Genomic DNA, 18,368 nt, shown 5'->3' on the forward strand with positions numbered 1-18,368 from the left:
GCGGACGGCGGCAGGCGGCGACCGCAGCTCACGCAGAAGCGGCTGCGGGAGCGGCCGGCGGGTTGTTCCGAAGCATGGCAGTGCGAGCACGACATCCCGGGCCTCCTCAGGTCCGATACCCCGGAACGGGGTGCGGGGACCGTGGCAGACCGGCAGCCCGAAAACTCGCAACGACGCCGGGGCGTTACCGGAGCGAGACGTCGCGGCTGTCGCGGAGGGCCGCGCGGTGCCAGGCTCGTCGGCATGACCGGGCGCCGGCTGGCCGGGGTCGCGATCGCCGTGCTGGTCCTGGCGACGCTGACCGGCTGCCCCGCGACCGAGCACCGCGCCGAGCCGACCCCCACGCCGTCGCGCGCGTCGGCCAGCGCCTCCGGGGAGGAACCCCGCCCGGCGCTGGCCACCCGCGCGAGCACCGACCGGCCGGCCTACGGCGGGCCGCCGGCCGGGGCGCCCCCCAGCCTCGGACCGCTCACCCTCCTGCACGCCACGGTCGACCTCACACCGGCCACGCCGACCGTCTTCTCCGTGCCGGCCGCGGCCGCCGCCACGCCCGACGGGCGGGTGCTGGTCGCGCTGCGGCCGGTCGACAGCTCCCCGCCGCGGCTGGCGACCGTCTCCCCCGACGGCGCGGTCACCGGCGCGGTCGACCTGCCGCCGTTCACCGATCTCGCCGACCTGCACGTGCTGCCGGACGGGCGAGCGGTCGTCGTCGGCGCGCTCGGCCCGGTGGACGACGCCGCCGGCGGCTACGGCCTCGCGGTCGTCGACCCGGCGACGGGCCAGGCGCGGACGACCGTCGCCGTCCGCTTCGACCGGACCGTGGTCATCCCCTACGGCCGCTCCGCGGTGTCGGCCGACGGCTCCCGCGCCTACCTGTTCGTCACCTCGATCGGCCGGCGCCAGGAGTTCCCCGAGCAGCTGGTCGCGATCGACCTGGACACCGGGCAGGTCGTCGGCCGCCGCGCGGTCACCGACGACATCGCCCGGGTCTCGGTGTTCCCGGCGAAGTTCGAGGCGGCCGGGCTGGAGTCGCGCCCGGGCGGCGGGGCGAGCCTGCTGCTGGACGCCTCACCGGTCGCCGCCCGGCTCGAGCGGCTCCCGACGCTGCTGCCGTTCGACGCCGACCTGAACCCCGCCGGCGACCCGGTGCGGCTCACCGACCTGGCCGAGGGCGCCGAGACGCAGGCGGTCACCACGAGTGCCGACGGCACCGTCTTCGTCGTCGTCGAGGTCCGGGACGGCGACTGGGTGCTCGCCGTCCCCGACGGCGGTGGCGCGGGCCCGGTGCTCGCCCAGTTCCCGGATCCCGCGCACGACTACGCGCTGGAGGTCGAGCCGGCGCAGGAGTGGGCACTGCTGCCCTCGCTCGGCGGCGTCCGGGCGATCGACCTGCGCACCGGGGAGCAGCCGCCGCCGCTGGACCTCGGCTGCGCCGGCGGGCTGCACGTGCGCGGGATCGTCCCGACGGCGGCCGGGGCCGCGGTCTTCGGCGAGTGCGGGGCGGTCGCCCAGCGCACGGCGCTGCTCTGGCTGGTCGGTCCGTGACACGGGCCGGGCTGCTGGTGGTGGGCGCGCTGCTCGCCATCGCGTCCGGTTGTCCGGCGGAGCCGCACCCGGTGCCGGAGCCGACGTCCTCCCCGCAGCCGTCGCACACGGCGCTGCCCGGCCGCCCGACCACCGCCTCCACCGGCCTGCCGGCCTACACCGGCCCGCCGGCGAACGCCCCGCCGAGCACCGGCCCGCTGACCACGCTGCGGGCCGCGGTCGACCTGACGCCGGCGACCCAGGGTGCGTTCTGGCGGGCCGACGAGGCGGTCGCGGCCCCGGACGGCGGCGCGTACGTCGTCCTCAGCTCGGAGGGACCGGGGCGGCCGCAGCGGCTGGCCACCGTGGCGCGGACCGGGGACGGCTTCGCGGTGACCGGGTCGGTCGCCGTGCCGCGGGTCGACCACGTGGTGGGCGCGCACCTGCTGCCCGACGGGACGGTGGCGGTCGCCGGCCGGCTGTCCTCGTCCGACCTCGGTCTGGAGGTGGTGGACCCGCGCACCGGCGCCACCCGCGCCGTCCCGCTCGTGCCGTACGAGCGGGGGACGACGTCGGCCGACCTGCGCACCGCCCTCTCCCCCGACGGGCGCACGCTGTACCTGGTCGCCACGGTGACCATCGGCCGGCGGGTCAGCGAGACGCTGTCCGCGGTCGATCCGCTCGCCGGCACGGTGCTCGCCCAGCGCGGCCTGATCGACGACGTCTCGCTCGTCTCCGTCTACCCGATGGGTCGGCAGCTGGCCGGCCTGGTCGCCCGGCCCGGCGGCGGCGCGACCGTCGTCTTCGACGCCTCGCCGACCGAGGTGGCGCAGCTGCGCATCCCCACGCTGCTGCGCTACGACGCCTCGCTCACCACCCTCGAGGAGCCGGTGCGGGTGACCAGCCTGGCCGAGCGGGCCGAGACGCAGTCGGTGGCGGTCGGCATCGACGGCACCGTGTTCCTCGTGGTCGACGTCCCGGACGGCGCCTGGATCCTCGCGGTGCCGGACGGCGGCGGAGCGGGCCCGGTGCTCGTGCAGCTGACCGATCGGATCTTCGACTACGCGCTCACGGTGGAGCCCGCGCAGCAGTGGGCGCTGCTGCCGGCGATCGAGGGGGCGCGGGCGGTCGACCTGCGCACCGGCGAGATCCGGGGGCCGCTCGACGTCGGCTGCTCGCTGGGGCCGGACGTCCGGGCGATCGCGCCGGCGTGGCAGGACGCCGGAGCGCTCGTGGTCGGCCAGTGCGACGTCGGCAGCCGGTGGGTGGAGATGCTCTGGATCGCCGGCCCCTAGAGCGCGCCGGCCAAACGGTCGAGGAAGGGCAGCTGGCCCTTCACCAGCTTCTCCCGCGCGGTGCCCAGGTCGACCCACTCCGCGCGGTCGATCTCCGGGAACTCCTGCATCCGCCCCGAGCGCGGCGGCCACTCCAGCTCGAAGGTGTTGCTGACGCAGGCGGTCGCGTCCAGGTCGCCCTCTGCCGCCCAGACGGTGATCGACTTGCCGCTCGCCTTCACCTCGCCGAGCGGCGTGAAGTCCGACGCCGGGCAGGGCGAGCCGAGCTCCTCCTCGAACTCGCGCAGCGCGACGGCGAACGCCTCCTCGCCGTCCTCGACCTCGCCCTTGGGGATCGACCAGCCGTGGGCGTCCTTCTTGGCCCAGAACGGGCCGCCCATGTGCCCGATCAGCACCTCCACGCCGGTCCCGGCCCGCCGGTAGAGCAGCACACCCGCACTGGTCCTGGCCATCGCCGTCATCGTCCCCCGGCGGCCACCTCGCTGACGTGCGGGACCCGCGGCTGCGGCACGCGGTCGAGGCGGAGCACCGGCTGGGTGAGGTCGAGATCGGCCTGGAGACGCCGCGGGACCGGCCGCATCGGCTGCAGCGGCGGGAGCAGCCGCCGGCCGCAGCCGACGCAGAACCGGCCCCGCTGGGTCTCGGCGTCGCAGTGCGTGCAGGTCATGGCGCCTCCTGGGTGCTCGCGCCCCGGCCACCGCTGCCGGGTCCACGCCGACCGTGCCAGGTGCGGGCGCGTTCCAGACCCGGATCGCGCGCCGTGGTGCGACCCGCAAAGGAACCGTCATGTACTGGTACGACGGTTCAGAGGTGCGCGAGCGCCTCCGCCAGGTCCGTGACGTCGGCGTACTTGGCGTCGAGGTCGGTGAGGTTGTTCTCGTGCACGGCCGGCGTCCGGTCGGCGCAGGCCTCGCGCACGACCTGCGGGCGGAAGCCGGAGTTCAGCGCGTCCATCGCCGTCGCCCGCACGCAGCCGGACGTCGACACCCCCGTGACGACGACGGTGTCCACGCCGGCGACCCGCAGCGTCGCGGCCAGCGAGGTGCCGGAGAACGCCGAGGCGTACTGCTTGACCACCACCGGCTCGCCCGCCCCGGGCTTCAGGGTCAGCTCGCCCCAGCCGCCGGGCGCGTCCTCGGCGAAGCAGGCCAGCGCCGGCACCTTGTGCACGAACAGACCGGCGTCGCCCAGCCCGGCGGTGAACCGGACGGTGGTCCAGACGACGAGGCGCCCGTGCGCGCGGGCGGCGTCGACCAGGCGCTGCGTCGCCGCCACCGCAGGGCCCGTGTCCGGCAGCCCGAACGGCCCGTCCGGCTCGGTGTAGGCACGCACCAGGTCGACGACGACGAGCGCCGGCGTCGTCCCCCACCCGACCCGGCCGCTGAACCCGGAGCCGTGCGGGCCGGATGTCACGTCCACACGGGCCGCTTCGGCGCCGGCAGCCCGGTCTCCTCCTCGCAGCGGGCCAGCAGCTCCTCGATCGGCGGGCCGGAGTCGAACACCGGAAGCTCGGCCGGCCGGTCGGCGCGCATCCGGTCCCGCAGCGCCCGCGTGGCCTCCTCGTCCACTCCGCCGTCGCCACCCACCACGACGCCGTAGCGCCGGGCGCCGTCCGCCGACACGAGCCCGCGGGCGACCTCCGTGGCCACGAGCTCCGCGTCCCGCTCGAGCGGGTCGCCCCACCCGCCGCCGCCCCAGGTGACGAAGTGCAGGACGTCGCCGGGCTCCACCCGGACCCCGTGGCACTTGGAGGGCAGCACCTCGCGGGTGCCGTCGGCGCGGTCGACCCACTTGGTGCCCCGGGCGCCGGGCCGGCCGCCGTTGACGCCCCACGGGTAGGTCAGCCAGCGGTCGTCGTGGATGGCGATCTCGCCCGGCTCCTCGAAGACGTAGGCGACGTCGACGCCGTTGCCGCCGCGGTGCAGGCCGGCACCGCCGGTGTCGGCGATCGTCTCCCACCGCTCGATGCGCAGCGGGTAGTACGACTCGAGGTACTCGCACGGGATGTTCACGAAGCTCGGCCACAGCGAGTGGCCGTCCGGGCCGTCGCCGAGCGGCCGGCCGGGGATGCCGCCGAAGCCGATCGAGTAGAGCTGGAACCACTCTCCCTTGCGCTCGCCGGAGGAGTAGAAGCCGGAGTACATGAAGTGCGGCGAGGAGGAGAACCCGGCGGCGTTGAGCAGCGCCGGGTTGGTCTGCCCGAGCAGCCCGCCGAACAGGTCGAACACCCGCCCGATGCCGTGGTTGCGGCCGTTGAGCGCGGCCGGGAACTTCGGCTTCCAGTACGAGCCGTCCGGGATCGTGACGTCGACCAGCGGGTAGAAGCCGTCGTTCCAGAGGATCTGCGGATCGGCGACGGTGATCATGTAGATCCCGAAGAACATCCGGGTCAGGTTGTCGTTGATGTAGTAGTTCACCGGCCCGAGCGCCTGCGGCGACGAGCCGGTGAAGTCCAGGTGCACCTTGTCGCCGGTGCGGGTCAGCGACAGCTTCAGCTCGTAGGGGCCGTTGCCGACCCCGTCGTCGTCGATGTAGTCGGTGAACGACAGGGTGCGCCCCTCCTCGAACACCACCTGCAGCAGCACCTTCATGGCGTCGTAGTTGCGCTGCAGCAGGGCGTCGAGGGCGGAGAGGTAGGTCGCCGTCCCGAACCGCTGGCACATCTCGACCACCCGCCGGGAGGCCGTGCGGCACGCGGCGACCAGGCCGTTGAGGTCGGCGCGGTTCCAGTCGGGCATGCGGACCTGGTTGAGGATGATCCGCAGCGCGTCGTCGTTCAGCTCGCCCTTGCGGTAGAGCTTGAACGGCGGGATGACCACGCCCTCCTCGTAGATCGTCCGGGCGTCGGTCGGCATCGACGACGGCGTCTTGCCGCCCACGTCGGACATGTGCCCGAACATCGACGCCCAGCCGACCAGCCGGCCCTCGTGGAAGACCGGCAGGACCAGCAGCCAGTCGTTGGCGTGGCTGATCGCGGCGCCGCAGGAGTACGGGTCCGACGTCAGCAGGACGTCGCCCTCCTCGATGGTGTCGTCGAACCCGTCGAGGAAGTCGGGGATGGACAGCCCGAACTGGCCGACGACCATCTTCCCGCTGGGGTCGCCGATCAGCGGGAACTCGTCGTGCTGCTCGCGGATCCCGGGCGACAGCGCCGTCCGGAACAGCACCTCGTCCATCTCGTAGCGGGCGTTGCGCAGCCCGTTCTCGATGAGGTCGAGGGTCACCGGGTCGACGTCGACCTCGTCGATCGCGCCGGTCGCGGTCTCGATGATGCGTGCCACGGATCAGCCCTCCACCGGGTTGATGAGGAGCGAGCCCGACGCGTGCACCACGGCGGAGTGCTCGGGCAGGACGAGGGTGGTCGAGTCCATCTCGGTCACGATCGCCGGACCCCGGATGACGTCGCCGGCGCGCAGTCTCGCCCGGTCGTAGACCGACGCGGTCACCTGCTCACCGCCGACGTGGATCGGGTGGGTGTCCACCAGCGCGCCGGCCGGGTCGCCGTCGCCGTCCTCGAGCCGGACCGGGGCGACGTCCGGCCGCGGCCCGGTGACCGTCGCGCGGGCGTTGACCAGCTCGTGGTCGACCTGCAGGAGGAAGCCGAACAGCCGGTCGTGCTCGGCGTCGAACGCGCCGCTCAGCTTCCCCAGAGCGCCGTCCACGTCGTCCAGCCACGCCGGCTCGACGTCCACCGGGATCTCGAAGCCCTGCCCGTGGTAGCGGACGTCGACCTGGAAGCGCACCGACTGCTGGTCGGCCGGCAGGCCCTGCCCGGTGAGCCGCTCGCCGGCGTCGGCCGCCAGCTCGCGGAGGATCAGCGCCAGCTCGCTGCCGGAGAGGTCGGCGAAGCGGCGCAGTACGGTGCGTGCCGACTCGTCGCGCAGGCTGGTGGTGGCGTCGCCGAGCGCGCAGAGCACCCCGGGGGACGGCGGCACGATGACCGGCCACGCGCCGGTGAGCTTCCCGAGCGCGTTGGCGTGCAGCGGCCCGGCGCCGCCGAAGGCGACCAGCGCGAAGTCGCGCGGGTCGAAGCCCTGCTGCACCGAGACCAGCCGCAGCCCGCCGAGCATGTTCTCGTTGACGATGTCGACGATGCCGGCGGCCGCGGCCTCCGGGGACTCCAGCCCCATCGCCTCGGCGACCGTGCCGACCGCGGTGCGCGCGGCGTCGACGTCCAGGGTGATCTCGCCGCCGGCCAGCGACGAGGGCAGGTAGCCGAGGACGACGTTGGCGTCGGTGACCGTCGGCTCGGTGCCGCCCTTGCCGTAGGCGGCCGGGCCGGGGTCGGCGCCGGCGGACTGCGGGCCGACCCGCAGCGCCTTGGTGAGCTCGGGCACGTGGGCGATCGACCCGCCGCCCGCGCCGACCGTGCGCACGTCGACGCTGGAGGCGCGCACGGTGAGGTCGCCGACCTTGGTCTCCCGGCCGATGCGCGGGGTCAGCCCCTGCACCAGCGCGACATCGGTGGAGGTGCCGCCCATGTCGAAGGTGATCAGGTCGGAGTAGCCGCACTGCTCGGCCACCCACACCGCGCCGGTCACCCCGCCGGCGGGGCCGGAGAGCAGCATCGTCACCGGCGCGGCGAGCGCGGCGGTCGCCGACTGCAGCCCGCCGTCGCTGCGCAGGATCGCCAGCTCCCCGGCCACCCCGCCCTGCGCCAGCCGGTCGGAGAGGTTCTGCACGTACTTCTTGACCTGCGGCTGCACGTAGCCGTTGGCGACGGTGGTCAGCGTGCGCTCGTACTCGCGCAGCTCGGGCAGCACGTCGGAGGACAGCGACACCGGGACGCCGGGCAGCAGCTCGGCGGCGAGCTCGGCGATGCGCCGCTCGTGCGCCGGGTCGGCGAAGGCGTTGATCAGCGAGACGGCCAGCGCCTGGACGCCGCGGCCCTGCAACCTGGTGAGCTGCCGGCGGACGTCGTCCTCGTCGAGTTTGCGGATCACGGTGCCGTCGCTGGCGATCCGCTCGTCGACCTCGACGGTGTTGCGCAGGTCGGCCAGCGGTTCGGGCTTGGGCCAGATGATCCAGCCGGCCAGCCCGCCGGGCACGAAGGACCGGGCAATCTGCAGCACCTGCCGGAAGCCCTTGGTGGTGACCAGCCCGACGGTCGCGCCCTTGCCCTCGAGGATCGCGTTGGTCGCCACCGTCGTGCCGTGCAGCACCTGCGCGACCTCGGCCAGCTCGATGCCGGCGTCCGCGCAGACCTTCTCGATGCCGTGCAGGACGCCGACCGCCTGGTCGGCCGGGGTGGAGGCGGTCTTGGCCCGCCAGGTCGCACCGCTGCCCTCCTCGACGAGCAGCACGTCGGTGAAGGTGCCGCCGACGTCGACACCGAGCCGGTAGCTCATGAGGCCTCCTCTTGTCGGACTGCGTTCTCACGGGCCGCGCGGACCATCACGGCCCGGGCGTTGCTGATGTGCGCGGTCATCACCGCCTGCGCCCACGCCGGGTCACCGGCGCGGACGGCGGCGACGATCTCTGCGTGGTGGGCGAGGCTGCGGCGCAGCGACGCCTCGTCGTACGTGTGGAAGTTGCGCAGCACGATCGGCGGGTGGATCGCCGCGGCCAGCGCGGTGGCCAGCGCCGGGTGGTCGGCGAGCCCGACCAGCCGGTCGTGGAAGGCACGGTTGAGCGGGACCAGCGCGTCGAGGTCCTGGTCCGGGCCCGGCGTGCCGACGGCGAGCATCCGCTGCGCGAGCTCCTCGAGGGCCGCGACGTCGTCGGCGGTGGCCCGGCCGACGGCGAAGCCGGTCAGCTGCGGCTCGAGGGAGGCGCGCAGGTCGAACACGCCCTCGAGCTCGGCGACGGTCCACGTGGCCACCCGGGCGCCCCGGTTGGGGGCGAGGTCGACCAGGCCCTCGGCGGCCAGCCGGGTGAGCGCCTCGCGGACGGGGGTGCGGCTGACGCCGAGCCGCTCGGCGAGCTCGACCTCGCCGAGCCGGGTGCCGGGGCGCAGATCGCCGTCCAGGATCAGCTCCCGGAGCGCCGCGAGCGTCCGCTCGGCCGACGTCACCGCACGTGTCACCCGTCACACTCCTCGGCAGATTGTGTGCAAACGTAGGGCGATCGGGTTCCAGGAGGCAATGGCTGCCGGTAAATTCTGGATGTCTGCATACAACGAGGGGGCCAGCCGTGGCGAACCTGCTGAGCACGGACCGCACTCCCCGGCGCCGGCTGCGCGAGCTGCTCGGCCGCCCGGAGCCGCTGGTCGCCCCGGGCGCGTACGACGCGCTGTCGGCCCGGCTGATCGAGCAGGCCGGCTTCGACGCGGTCTACATGACCGGCTTCGGGACGACGGCCTCGCTGATCGGCCGCCCCGACGTCGGGCTGCTGACCGGGTCGGAGATGGTCGACAACGCCCGGCGGATCGTCGCCGCCGTCGACGTCCCCGTGATCGCCGACGCCGACACCGGCTACGGCAACGCGATCAACGTGGTGCGCACCGTGCAGCTCTACGAGCAGGCCGGCGTGGCCGGCATCCAGCTCGAGGACCAGGTGCTGCCGAAGAAGTGCGGGCACATGAGCGGCAAGGCGCTGATCGGCGCCGAGGAGATGGTCGGGAAGATCCGCGCCGCCGTCGAGGCCCGCCGCGATCCCGACCTGGTGGTCATCGCCCGCACCGACGCGGTCGCCGTCCTCGGGCTGGACGAGGCGATCGGCCGGGCGAAGGCGTTCGCCGACGCCGGGGCCGACCTGCTGTTCGTCGAGGCGCCGACCGCCGAGGACGACATCGCGCGGGTCGCCACCGAGCTGCGCGACGTCGCGCCGCTGGTGTTCAACTGGGCCGAGGGCGGCAAGACGCCGCCGCTGTCGCTCGCACGGATGACCGAGCTGGGCTTCTCGCTGGTCATCTACCCGATCGGCACGCTCCTGGCGGCGACCGCGGGCATCCGTGCGCTGCTCGCGACGCTGAAGCGCGACGGCATCCCGTCGCTGGACGGCTTGCCGGCGTTCGGCGAGTTCACCGACCTCATCGGCCTGCCCGAGATCCAGGAGCTGGAGCAGCGCTTCGCCGGCGGCTGACCGTGGAGCTTGAGGCTCTGGGTATCGCATGCTATTGAGGGAGCGATGAACTCCTCCAGCGACCGGGCCGGGGAGTTTTGGCTGGCCGGCAAACCTACTGACCGGCGCGCAGGCACTCTAACGCTAGAACCTGGCGAAGTAGGCAGACTCACAACCAAGGGCGCGCTAACTACAACAGCCGTGACGGATTCTCCGGGTGTCTACCACCTTGAGCCTGACACGCTCGCGAGGACTGTTCACGGCGTGCTCCACAATGGCACGCCCGTAACCTTGTTAGACTCATTGAATACCGGATACATCGGCGGTTTGCTACCTAACGAGCAGGACGAACAGCGAATCTCTCTTCAGGTGATCCTAGGGGCTCATCTATCCGGTCGCGACCATAGATTCACGAGGACACGTTTCTGCATTCAGGGGCTAAATGCTCCGACCATCATTCCCGACGAATCCGTCCCGGTTACAGGTGGCGGATCGATCAACATCGAGCTGCGTGACTCCGCCACCTGGCTGACGATGGAGGATCTACCTGAGGCAAGCATCCGCGAACTCGACCGGCGGTATATGCGACCGCTTGCAAGTCTGGTCAGCCTCGCCTGTGGTCAGGACGCCGGCCTGCTCGGCGTCGAGGTGGCTTCAGGTAAGCAATGGCTGAAGGTCCACAGCCCCTCCCATCGAACCCAGAATATCCCCTGGCCGGCCCAGTCGCTACTCCATCCCGGCGATCTACACTTGCAGACTCTTGCCCATTGGCTAGACCGCGTCGAGCTTCTCGGGCCGCTTCCGCCGGTCGTTGTCAGGATGCTCGATGGCGACAACACACTCGAGGCGCAGGTGCTCGAGCTAGCGACCGTTGCGGAGGGATTGCATCGACGCCTACGGCCCGACACTTTGCGATTTCCAGTGGAGGTTGGCGCTGCCGTTCGGGCAGCAGCGGTCGACGCCGCTGCCTCAATCGAACCCGCTGCGAGAGATGCGGTCAAAGGGTTTCTGACTTTCGTGCACGAACCGGGCTACGCTCAAAGGCTGAAAGAACTTGCCGAGATGGCGGAGCTCGTCGCTCCCGGCATCACGGGTAAGACCTCCAAATGGAGGGTGCACGTATATGAGGCTCGAAACGACTTCGCCCATCGATCCCGTCAAGGCTGGCTCGACGAGGCGGAAATCGACAGATATCTCGCCGTCGCAGTTTCGCTTAGATGGCTCCTTCGAGCCGTCCTGCTCGACCAAGCCGGCTTGTCACACGAACACTTGAGGCAGCGCTTCAGGACCTACGGGCCATATCAACTCTTCTTGAGCCAAGCGCGGGACTGGCTTCCTGACACTTACGGCTAATCGAAGGTGCGGATCGATTCGCATGGCTGGCCATAGCGGGACATGGCGCGGGCTCTCTTGCTCTGCCCCGCCGCGGGAGTGAGCACGACGGATCCGCGGGAGCTGGTGCTCTGCCCAGCACGCTGGGCAGAGCACTAGCGTCCGCAGCATGACGACGAGGTCGCTGACCACCCTGTTCCCCGGCGGCTCCTACTTCGAGGGCCCGCGCTGGCACGACGGTGCGTGGTGGGTCTCGGACTTCTACACCCACCAGGTCACCCGGATCACCCCGGACGGTCAGGGCACCGTCGTCGCCGAGGTCGAGCAGCAGCCCTCGGGCCTCGGCTGGCTGCCCGACGGGTCGATGGTCATCGTCTCGATGAAGGACCAGCGGCTGCTCCGCCTCGCCGGCGGCGAGCTGTCCACCTACGCCGACCTCGCCCCCTACTGCGGCGGCCCCCTCAACGACTGCGTCGTCGACGACGTGGGTCGCGTGTTCGTCGGCGACTTCGGCTTCGACCTCATGGGCGGCGCGGACATCCGCCCGACCACGCTCAAGCGGGTCGACCCCGACGGCAGCGTCACCGTCGTCGCCGAGGACCTGCACTTCCCCAACGGCTCGGTGATCCTCGCGGACGGCACGCTGGTCGTCGGGGAGACCTGGGGCAACCGGTTCACCGCGTTCACCATCGGTGAGGACGGCAGCCTGACCGACCGCCGCGTCTGGGCCGAGTTCGGCCCGCTGCCCACCGGCAGCACCGTCGAGGAGCTGGCGCCGCAGATCGTCGTCGGCCCCGACGGCTGCACCTCCGACGCCGAGGGCCACGTGTGGGTCGCCGACGGTTTCCACGGCCGCGTCGTCCGGGTCGCCCCGGGCGGGGCGATCGTCGACGAGGTCGCCGGGCCCGACGGCATGGGCGTGTTCGCCTGCATGCTCGGCGGGGACGACGGCCGCACGCTGCTCATCGCGGCCGCCCCGGACTTCTTCGAGCACACCCGCGCACCGGTCCGCGAGGCGGTCCTCGTGACGACGCAGGTCGAGGTCCCGCACGCCGGCCGGCCGTAGCCGCTCAGTGGTACGGGTTGTCCGGCAGCGCCAGGGCCAGGTACTTCCCGTCGAGGCAGAGCACCAGGTCGCGCTCGACGAACCCGGCCAGCGCCCGGTCGAGCTCCTCGGGTGTGAAGCCCTCGACGGCGGCCAGCTCTTCGCGCGTGCGGGCATCGGCGCAGAACTCGTACAGCGCGGCGTCCCGCCCGTCGTAGCGGTACGCGCGACGGCTCTCCCCGCGCCCGTCGTGGATGCTCACCGACTGCCAGGTCTTCACGTACCGCAGGTACGGCCGTTGCTCCGCGTTCCACCGCGACTTCCAGTTCGCCACCAGCGACCGGCACTCCCGCGGCCCGTCGACCGGCAGGTCGACGTCGAAGCCGTGCTCGAAGAAGTACGCGATGCGGCGCAGGTCGTACTCGGGCGGGTAGATGTACCGGTAGCAGGCCGACGGCCGCAGGAACGAGATCGCGTGCTCGCCGGGCTCCTCGTGCATCGGCGAGCCGCGGTCCGGTCGGGCCTGCGCCATCGCGTACGGCGGCTGCAGGTGCGGGATCCGGCGCAGGACCTCCGCCTGCGCCCGGTAGTCGGCCTCGGTCTCGCCCGGGAAGCCGTAGAGGATGTTGTAGGAGTTGTTGATCCCGTAGTACGTCGTCCACTTGAGCAGCTCGAGGTTGCCGATCCCGGTGACGTTCTTGCGCATGAGCTCGAGCACGTGGGTCGAGAAGCTCTCGATGCCCGGCTGCACCGACACCAGCCCGCCACGGCGCAGGTCGCGCAGCTGCGCGCGCGAGATCTTCGGCCGGATCTCGTAGTGCAGCCGCAGGTCGGTGTGCTCCTCGGCCAGCCGGCCGAACAGCCGCGCCGTGTAGGCCGGCGCCAGGATGTTGTCGATCGCGTTGAACCACCGCGTGCCGTACCGGCTGGACAGCTGCTGGAGCATGTCCAGCACCTGCTCGGGGCTCCTGCGCCGGAACTCCATGCCCGCCCGGTTGAGCCCGCAGAAGACGCAGTGGTGCTTCATGCCGTACCAGCAGCCGCGGGCGGTCTCGATCGGCAGCATCACCTCGCGCCGGTCACCGGGTCCGCGGCTGGCGTAGTACTCGTCGAAGTCGGGGACCGGTGAGCTGTCGAGGTCGGCGAAGTTGGGTGCGCGGCCCTCGGAGCGGACGGCGCCGTCGTCGTCCCGCCACAGCACCCCGGCCAGGCCGGCGAGCGACTCGCCGGTCTGCAGCCGGCGGACCAGCTCGGGTGCGGTGACGTCGGCGTCGCCGCAGTGGACGACGTCGACCGCCGGGTTGCGGAGCATCACCTCCAGCGCGATGTCGTCCTCGAACGTCGCGCCGCCCAGCACGACCGGCACCTCGGGGTGCCGTCGCTTCAGCGCCCGCGCGAACGCCAGCGAGGCGACCATCTGCTGGAAGGTGATGGACAGGCCGACGACGCCGAACTGCGACCAGTCGGTGCCCTCGACCACCTCGGCGAGCCACGCGGGGGCGACGACGTCGCGCACGTGCCGCAGGTCCTCGACCGTGCACCCGGCGCGGCCGCAGATCGCGGCGAGGTTGCTCTCGTAGTGCGCGAGGTACTCGTCGCCGTCGTTGCGCGGGCCGAACGCGGCGGTCGTCCAGATCCACTCGCCGACCATGCACGGGTAGACGTCGGCCAGCGCCTCGTTGAGCGCCGGCCCGAGCCGCTGCGCGAACCGCAGGAACAGCGACATCGGCCGCACCTCGTACCCGGCCCGCTCCAGCACCGGCGTCAGCAGCGCCAGCTGGAAGGACGGGAAGCGGGTGCTCATCGTCGGCATGCTCACCAGCGCGACCGGCTTCACGGCAGCTCCCCCAGCGCGAGCACCGCCGACAGGGCGTGGTGCACGTAGTCGATCCGCACGTCGCTCCGGGTGGCCGTCGTCCGCACGCCGCCCAGCGCCCAGTCGGGGTCGGGCAGGACGGCGACGTCCCGCGGCTGGTAGACCAGCCGGTCGAGGAACGCCAGGCCGCGCGCGCAGGCGTCGCGGTAGCGCTCCACATCGCCCCCGGCGGCGAGGACCGCGGCGAGGCCCTCCAGGTAGAGGGCCGTGGTCGCGCCGGGCGCCTGCGGTGCGTGGTCGTTGAGGAAGCCGCCGGACTTCCGCGACTGGAACCGCAGGGCGACGTCGGCGACCTCGTGGGCGAACCGGGTGTGCTCGGCGCCGAGCAGGCCGCCCCACGCGGCGTACGCCTGGGCCAGCCAGGAGACCGCGCCCCAGGCGGTGTTCTGCCGGAACCGCCGCCGGTAGTGCGCGAGCGCCCGCTCGACCGGCCCGGTGGGGACGTCGACACCGGCGGCCGCAGCGCGAGCGAGGGCGAGCAGCGCCTGGCCGGGCGCGTAGTCCTGGTGCTCGGTGTCGAAGCGCCCGTGCCGGTCGATCGCGTCGACCAACCGGCCGACGTCCGGCGTGCGGCCCAGCGCCAGGTCGGCCAGCGCGACGAACGCCGGCTCGGCGATCGAGTCGGGCTCGCCCAGCCGGGCCAGGTCGGCGTGCGCCTCGGCGACCAGCCCGGCGCGGGCCTTGACCCAGGCGCCGTAGGCGATCCGCGCCGGGTGCGCGCCGGCGTGCAGCCGGTTGCCGAACACCTCGTACCGGACGAGGTAGGGCTCGTCGGCCGGGACGGAGTGCCGCAGTGTGTAGCGCCGCAGCAGCGGCTCCAGCCGGGCGCGCTGCTCGGCCGGCGTGGCCGCCGGGGCACCCTCGGGGAGGGCGCCGCGCAGCCGCCGGACACCGTCGCCGTCGGCGAGCCAGGTGGCGCAGTCGTAGCGCGTCCAGGAGTACGGCGGCCGGGTGATGCCGGCCTTGTCGATCACCTCGAGCACGTAGCCGCGCGGGGACAGGTCGTGGGTGACGGCGACGAACGGCAGCACGAACCCCGCGCGGTCGCCCTGGCGGACGGCGAGCGCCTGGTCGGCGAAGCGGGTCGGGCCCTCGACCCACTCCGGCGTGGCGGTGCCGATCTCGTGCCGGGCGAACAGCAGCGAGACGCTGACCGCGATCGGGTCGTCCGTCCCTGCGCCGCGGAACCGCCGGTCGGAGACGGCGGCCGCGGCGAACTCCCCCAGCCGGGTCGCGCAGTCGGCGGCGAACGCCCCGGCGCAGCCGATCAGCCGGCCGCCGGCGTAGACGGTGACGAACAGCCCCTGGACGCCGTCCGCGACACCAGGCACGAACGGCTCCGGCCCCGGCCGGTCCAGGGCGCGGAGCACCGCCGCCCGGGCCGCCTCGGCCACCGGCCGGGCGAGCGCCGGGTCGTCGGACCAGACCGGGCCGGCCACCGGGACACCGGTGGGCTGCCAGGACTCCCCCGGCTCGACCAGCTTCTCGACCGTGTGCCGGTACACGACGTGCGGCTCGAGCGGCAGCAGCCCGGCGTTGCGCCGGGCGGCGTGCACGTACTGCTCCCACTCGGTCGCGATGCCGGGCATGCGGGGCAGGGCCCCGCCCATCCGCGAGTCCCGCTCCCGGCTGCGGACGACGATGCCGTACCGGTCGTCGTCGAGGTCGGCGACGGTGCACTCCTCCAGGGCGCCGAAGAACGTGACCGCGACCGCGCACTGGTCGAGCACGGCGAGCGGGTCGTCGGCGCCGCGCAGCTGCTGCGCCGTCTGGACCGCGGCCCGGACGACGTCGGCCGCCACCGGGCCGGAGGGCTCGCCCGGGAAGTGCCAGAACCCGCTGCGCGCCGGCCGGTCGTGGATCCGGGAGCGCCGCCGAAGGCTCACCCAGCAGCCGCCGGCGCCGTCGTACGCGCGGTCGAGCCGGCGCGGTGCGCGCGGCACCTCGCCGGTGCGCAGGTGCTCGGCGATCACCTCGCGGGCGAGCGCAGCCGGGTGCAGGCCGTCCGCCAGCCACGCGCCGGTCGCCGCCGGCAGCGGCCGCTTCGTCGGGTTGGCCGGGTGGTCGGACTCGTCGTCCATGGCCCGCATGAAGTCGGCGTAGATGTCGAAGACGGTCGCCACCCGGAGTCCCGCCTCCACCAGCCGGGCAGGCCCGCGGTCGTAGCCGAACCCCACGAGCGCGACCGCGCCCTCCACCTCGAACCCGGCCTCGCGGAGCACCCGGGTGCAGGTGAGCATCGAGTGCCCGGAGCTGATCGAGTCATCGACCAGCACCACCGGTTCGCCCGGATCAAGCCGGCCCTCGATCAGCTTGAGCGAGCCGTGCGCCTTGCGCTCCTTGCGGACCAGCAGGCCCGAATACCTGCCGCCGCCCAGCAGCACGCAGCCCTGCACCAGCGGGACGCCGGTCAGGCCGAGGGTCGCGAGCTGCCGGCCCTCGAACCGCTCCAGCAGCCGCAGCAGCTCGCGCGCGGCCAGGGTGGCGCCCCGCGGGGTCAGCGTGACCGGCAGCGAGTCGAGCATCCACCGCGCCGAGGAGCCGTCCCGCGACAGCACGGGCTGCTCGTCGGAGCGGTGGAGGATGCCGTCGCGGCGCAGCAACGCGAGCAGCTCCGCGCGGTCGTCGTCCGGCGCGGGCTCCCGCACCGGGGTCGGGAACGGGAGGACAGCCACCTCAGCGCTCCGGGGCCACCTCGGGGGCGACCTCGGGGATCACCTCGGAGGGGTCCGTCGGCCGCGAGGGCTCGGTCTCCGACGGCTGCACCTCGGGCGCGACCTCCGGCTGGACCTCGGGCGCCACCTCTTCGATCGGGCCGGGGCCGGGCTCGTACGGCGACGGCCGCCCGGGCGCGACCTCGACGATCCGCTCCGGTGCGACCTCGGTGACCACCTCGGAGGGTTCCGCCGGCCGCGGGGGCTCGGTCTCCGACGGCTGCACCTCCGGCGCGACCCCCTCGATCGGGCCGGGCTCGTACGGCGACGGGCCGGGACGCCGCTCGGCCGGGCCGTCCGGGGCGACCTCGACGATCTGCTCGGTGCGCGGCTCCTGCTCCCCGAACAGCGGGCTGGTCGGCGCGACCTCCACGATGATCTCGGAGACGGGGACGAACCCCTCCTCGGGCCGGTCGCCGGACGGCCGCTGGCGGGCACCGCCCGGCACGACGCCCGGGGGCTCCTCGCGGTCGGGCTCGTCGGACAGGGGCGGACGGTGGGGGTCTTCGGCCATGGCTCGACCTCCGTCGACATGCGAGACGGGAGTGTTTCCGAGAGCCGCGCCAAGGTAGCGCCGCGCCGAGCCGCGCGGAAGCGCCCCCGTCACGGCAGAAGTCGCGACTTCTGCCGGGTCAGGCGCGGCGGCGGTCCTGCTCGTCGGCGCCGTGCCGGGCGACCAGCCCGCGCAGCCGGTGCAGCGCGGTGCGGGCCGCGTTCTCGTGCTCGCCCTGGTCCTCGTGCTCCTCGCCCGGCGGGCTCGGGGGCGCGTCGGCGTCGCTCCACATCCCCGGCAGCGGGATCTCCAGCCCGGCACCCCGGCGGGCCAGGGGGGTGCGCAGCGGCTGGGCGAAGTCGACCCCGCCGTGCACCTCGACGGTGGTACCGGTCAGCCGCACCCGGTCGGCCAGCTGGGCGACCACCCACTCACCCCACGCCGTCCGGTAGCCCAGCGACTGGTCGCCGAAGAGCACGTCGAACGGCCCGACGACGTCGTCGGGGTCGAGCAGGCCGTGCTTGGCCGACAGCACGAACCACGGGTGCCCCGAGGACTGCGCGTGCTCCCGGGCGCGGGCGAACCCGCTGCTGCGGAACAGCCGGGACGCCGGCTGCACCCCGTCGGCGACCGCCCCGGAGGACCCGACGAGGACGACGCGGCCGCCGGATCCGCCGTCGGGCAGCTCGGCCGGCTCCCACCGCTGCGGCAGCGGCGACTGGTAGCGGCGGTACCTGCCGCGGTCGACCCGGTGCAGCAGCGGCGTGCGCCCGGCGAACGGCGCGCCGTCGGGGTGGCTGGCGTTGTCGGTGGCGAACTGGATGTGGGCGGCGATCGAGGAGACCCCGACGTCGGGACGGCGCGCGCTCACCCAGTTGATCAGGGCCGCGCGGCTGAACGGCTCGGGCAGCGTCTCGGCCGCCTCCGCCAGCAGCTCCCAGATCGTGGGCAGACCCCCGGTGCTCATCCGGCGCACGCTAACCCGGGGGACACTGGGTACGACCGGTCCGAGACCCGAAAGAACCCCATCGGCGTACACATCGCCGGTCGCGACCCTCCGGAAGGTGGTACCCGCGTACTTCCCGGG

15 protein-coding genes are annotated in these 18,368 nt (G+C 73.4%); 5 read left to right on the forward strand and 10 right to left on the reverse strand.

The features are described from left to right. Positions 1-243: 243 nt before the first annotated feature. Both GGQ55_RS00540 and GGQ55_RS00545 read left to right on the forward strand, forming a co-directional pair. On the forward strand, positions 244-1,545 hold the full coding sequence (locus tag GGQ55_RS00540; RefSeq protein WP_179714620.1) for an SMP-30/gluconolactonase/LRE family protein: 1,302 nt from the start codon (positions 244-246) through the stop codon (positions 1,543-1,545). Then, positions 1,542-2,819 (forward strand): hypothetical protein, encoded by a 1,278-nt coding sequence (locus tag GGQ55_RS00545; protein ID WP_179714621.1) that lies wholly within the window; start codon positions 1,542-1,544, stop codon positions 2,817-2,819. The genes GGQ55_RS00540 and GGQ55_RS00545 overlap by 4 nt, the downstream gene beginning before the upstream one ends. Here the strand turns inward: GGQ55_RS00545 and GGQ55_RS00550 are convergent. The 6 genes from GGQ55_RS00550 to GGQ55_RS28120 form a co-directional block, all read right to left on the reverse strand. Beyond that, positions 2,816-3,271, reverse strand: a complete 456-nt coding sequence (locus GGQ55_RS00550; protein WP_179714622.1) for an NUDIX hydrolase — start codon at positions 3,269-3,271, stop codon at positions 2,816-2,818. The two genes, GGQ55_RS00545 and GGQ55_RS00550, sit on opposite strands and share 4 nt — an antisense overlap. Before the next feature lie 5 nt (positions 3,272-3,276). Next, on the reverse strand, positions 3,277-3,486 hold the full coding sequence (locus GGQ55_RS00555) for a hypothetical protein (protein WP_179714623.1): 210 nt from the start codon (positions 3,484-3,486) through the stop codon (positions 3,277-3,279). A 137-nt stretch (positions 3,487-3,623) separates the two neighbouring features. Then, positions 3,624-4,232 (reverse strand): isochorismatase family protein, encoded by a 609-nt coding sequence (locus GGQ55_RS00560; protein WP_179714624.1) that lies wholly within the window; start codon positions 4,230-4,232, stop codon positions 3,624-3,626. Next, the gene (locus tag GGQ55_RS00565) at positions 4,229-6,100 is read right to left on the reverse strand and encodes a hydantoinase B/oxoprolinase family protein (RefSeq protein WP_179714625.1); all 1,872 of its coding nucleotides are present in this window, start codon (positions 6,098-6,100) and stop codon (positions 4,229-4,231) included. The genes GGQ55_RS00560 and GGQ55_RS00565 overlap by 4 nt, the downstream gene beginning before the upstream one ends. Before the next feature lie 3 nt (positions 6,101-6,103). Next, on the reverse strand, positions 6,104-8,167 hold the full coding sequence (locus tag GGQ55_RS00570; protein WP_179714626.1) for a hydantoinase/oxoprolinase family protein: 2,064 nt from the start codon (positions 8,165-8,167) through the stop codon (positions 6,104-6,106). Next, positions 8,164-8,844 (reverse strand): GntR family transcriptional regulator, encoded by a 681-nt coding sequence (locus GGQ55_RS28120; RefSeq protein WP_179714627.1) that lies wholly within the window; start codon positions 8,842-8,844, stop codon positions 8,164-8,166. Before GGQ55_RS28120 ends, GGQ55_RS00570 begins: the two co-directional genes overlap by 4 nt. Positions 8,845-8,951: 107 nt before the next feature. On the opposite strand from GGQ55_RS28120, the gene GGQ55_RS00580 reads away from it, so the two are divergent. The 3 genes from GGQ55_RS00580 to GGQ55_RS00590 all read left to right on the forward strand — a co-directional run bounded on the left by GGQ55_RS00580 (position 8,952) and on the right by GGQ55_RS00590 (position 12,219). Further along, the gene (locus GGQ55_RS00580; protein WP_179714628.1) at positions 8,952-9,842 is read left to right on the forward strand and encodes an isocitrate lyase/PEP mutase family protein; all 891 of its coding nucleotides are present in this window, start codon (positions 8,952-8,954) and stop codon (positions 9,840-9,842) included. 45 nt (positions 9,843-9,887) lie between these two features. Next, positions 9,888-11,174 carry an ApeA N-terminal domain 1-containing protein gene (locus tag GGQ55_RS00585; protein ID WP_179714629.1) on the forward strand — a complete coding sequence of 429 codons (1,287 nt, stop codon included), beginning with the start codon at positions 9,888-9,890 and terminating at the stop codon, positions 11,172-11,174. Between the two features lie 148 nt (positions 11,175-11,322). Next, entirely contained in the window at positions 11,323-12,219 is an 897-nt protein-coding gene (locus tag GGQ55_RS00590; protein WP_179714630.1) for an SMP-30/gluconolactonase/LRE family protein, read from the forward strand. Between the two features lie 4 nt (positions 12,220-12,223). On the opposite strand, the gene GGQ55_RS00595 is transcribed toward GGQ55_RS00590, so the two are convergent. The 4 genes from GGQ55_RS00595 to GGQ55_RS00610 all read right to left on the reverse strand — a co-directional run bounded on the left by GGQ55_RS00595 (position 12,224) and on the right by GGQ55_RS00610 (position 18,248). After that, a complete protein-coding gene (locus GGQ55_RS00595) occupies positions 12,224-14,035 on the reverse strand; it encodes a RiPP maturation radical SAM C-methyltransferase (RefSeq protein WP_179714631.1) in 1,812 nt (603 codons plus the stop codon). Then, positions 14,032-16,749 (reverse strand): AMMECR1 domain-containing protein, encoded by a 2,718-nt coding sequence (locus GGQ55_RS28125; RefSeq protein WP_179714632.1) that lies wholly within the window; start codon positions 16,747-16,749, stop codon positions 14,032-14,034. The genes GGQ55_RS00595 and GGQ55_RS28125 overlap by 4 nt, the downstream gene beginning before the upstream one ends. 1 nt (position 16,750) lies before the next feature. Continuing rightward, on the reverse strand, positions 16,751-17,302 hold the full coding sequence (locus GGQ55_RS00605) for a hypothetical protein (RefSeq protein WP_179714633.1): 552 nt from the start codon (positions 17,300-17,302) through the stop codon (positions 16,751-16,753). A 118-nt stretch (positions 17,303-17,420) separates the two neighbouring features. After that, entirely contained in the window at positions 17,421-18,248 is an 828-nt protein-coding gene (locus tag GGQ55_RS00610) for a DUF6884 domain-containing protein (protein WP_179714634.1), read from the reverse strand. Positions 18,249-18,368 lie beyond the last annotated feature (120 nt).

Origin of the sequence: Petropleomorpha daqingensis, from assembly GCF_013408985.1 — a bacterium.
In the GTDB taxonomy this organism is placed as follows: domain Bacteria; phylum Actinomycetota; class Actinomycetes; order Mycobacteriales; family Geodermatophilaceae; genus Petropleomorpha; species Petropleomorpha daqingensis.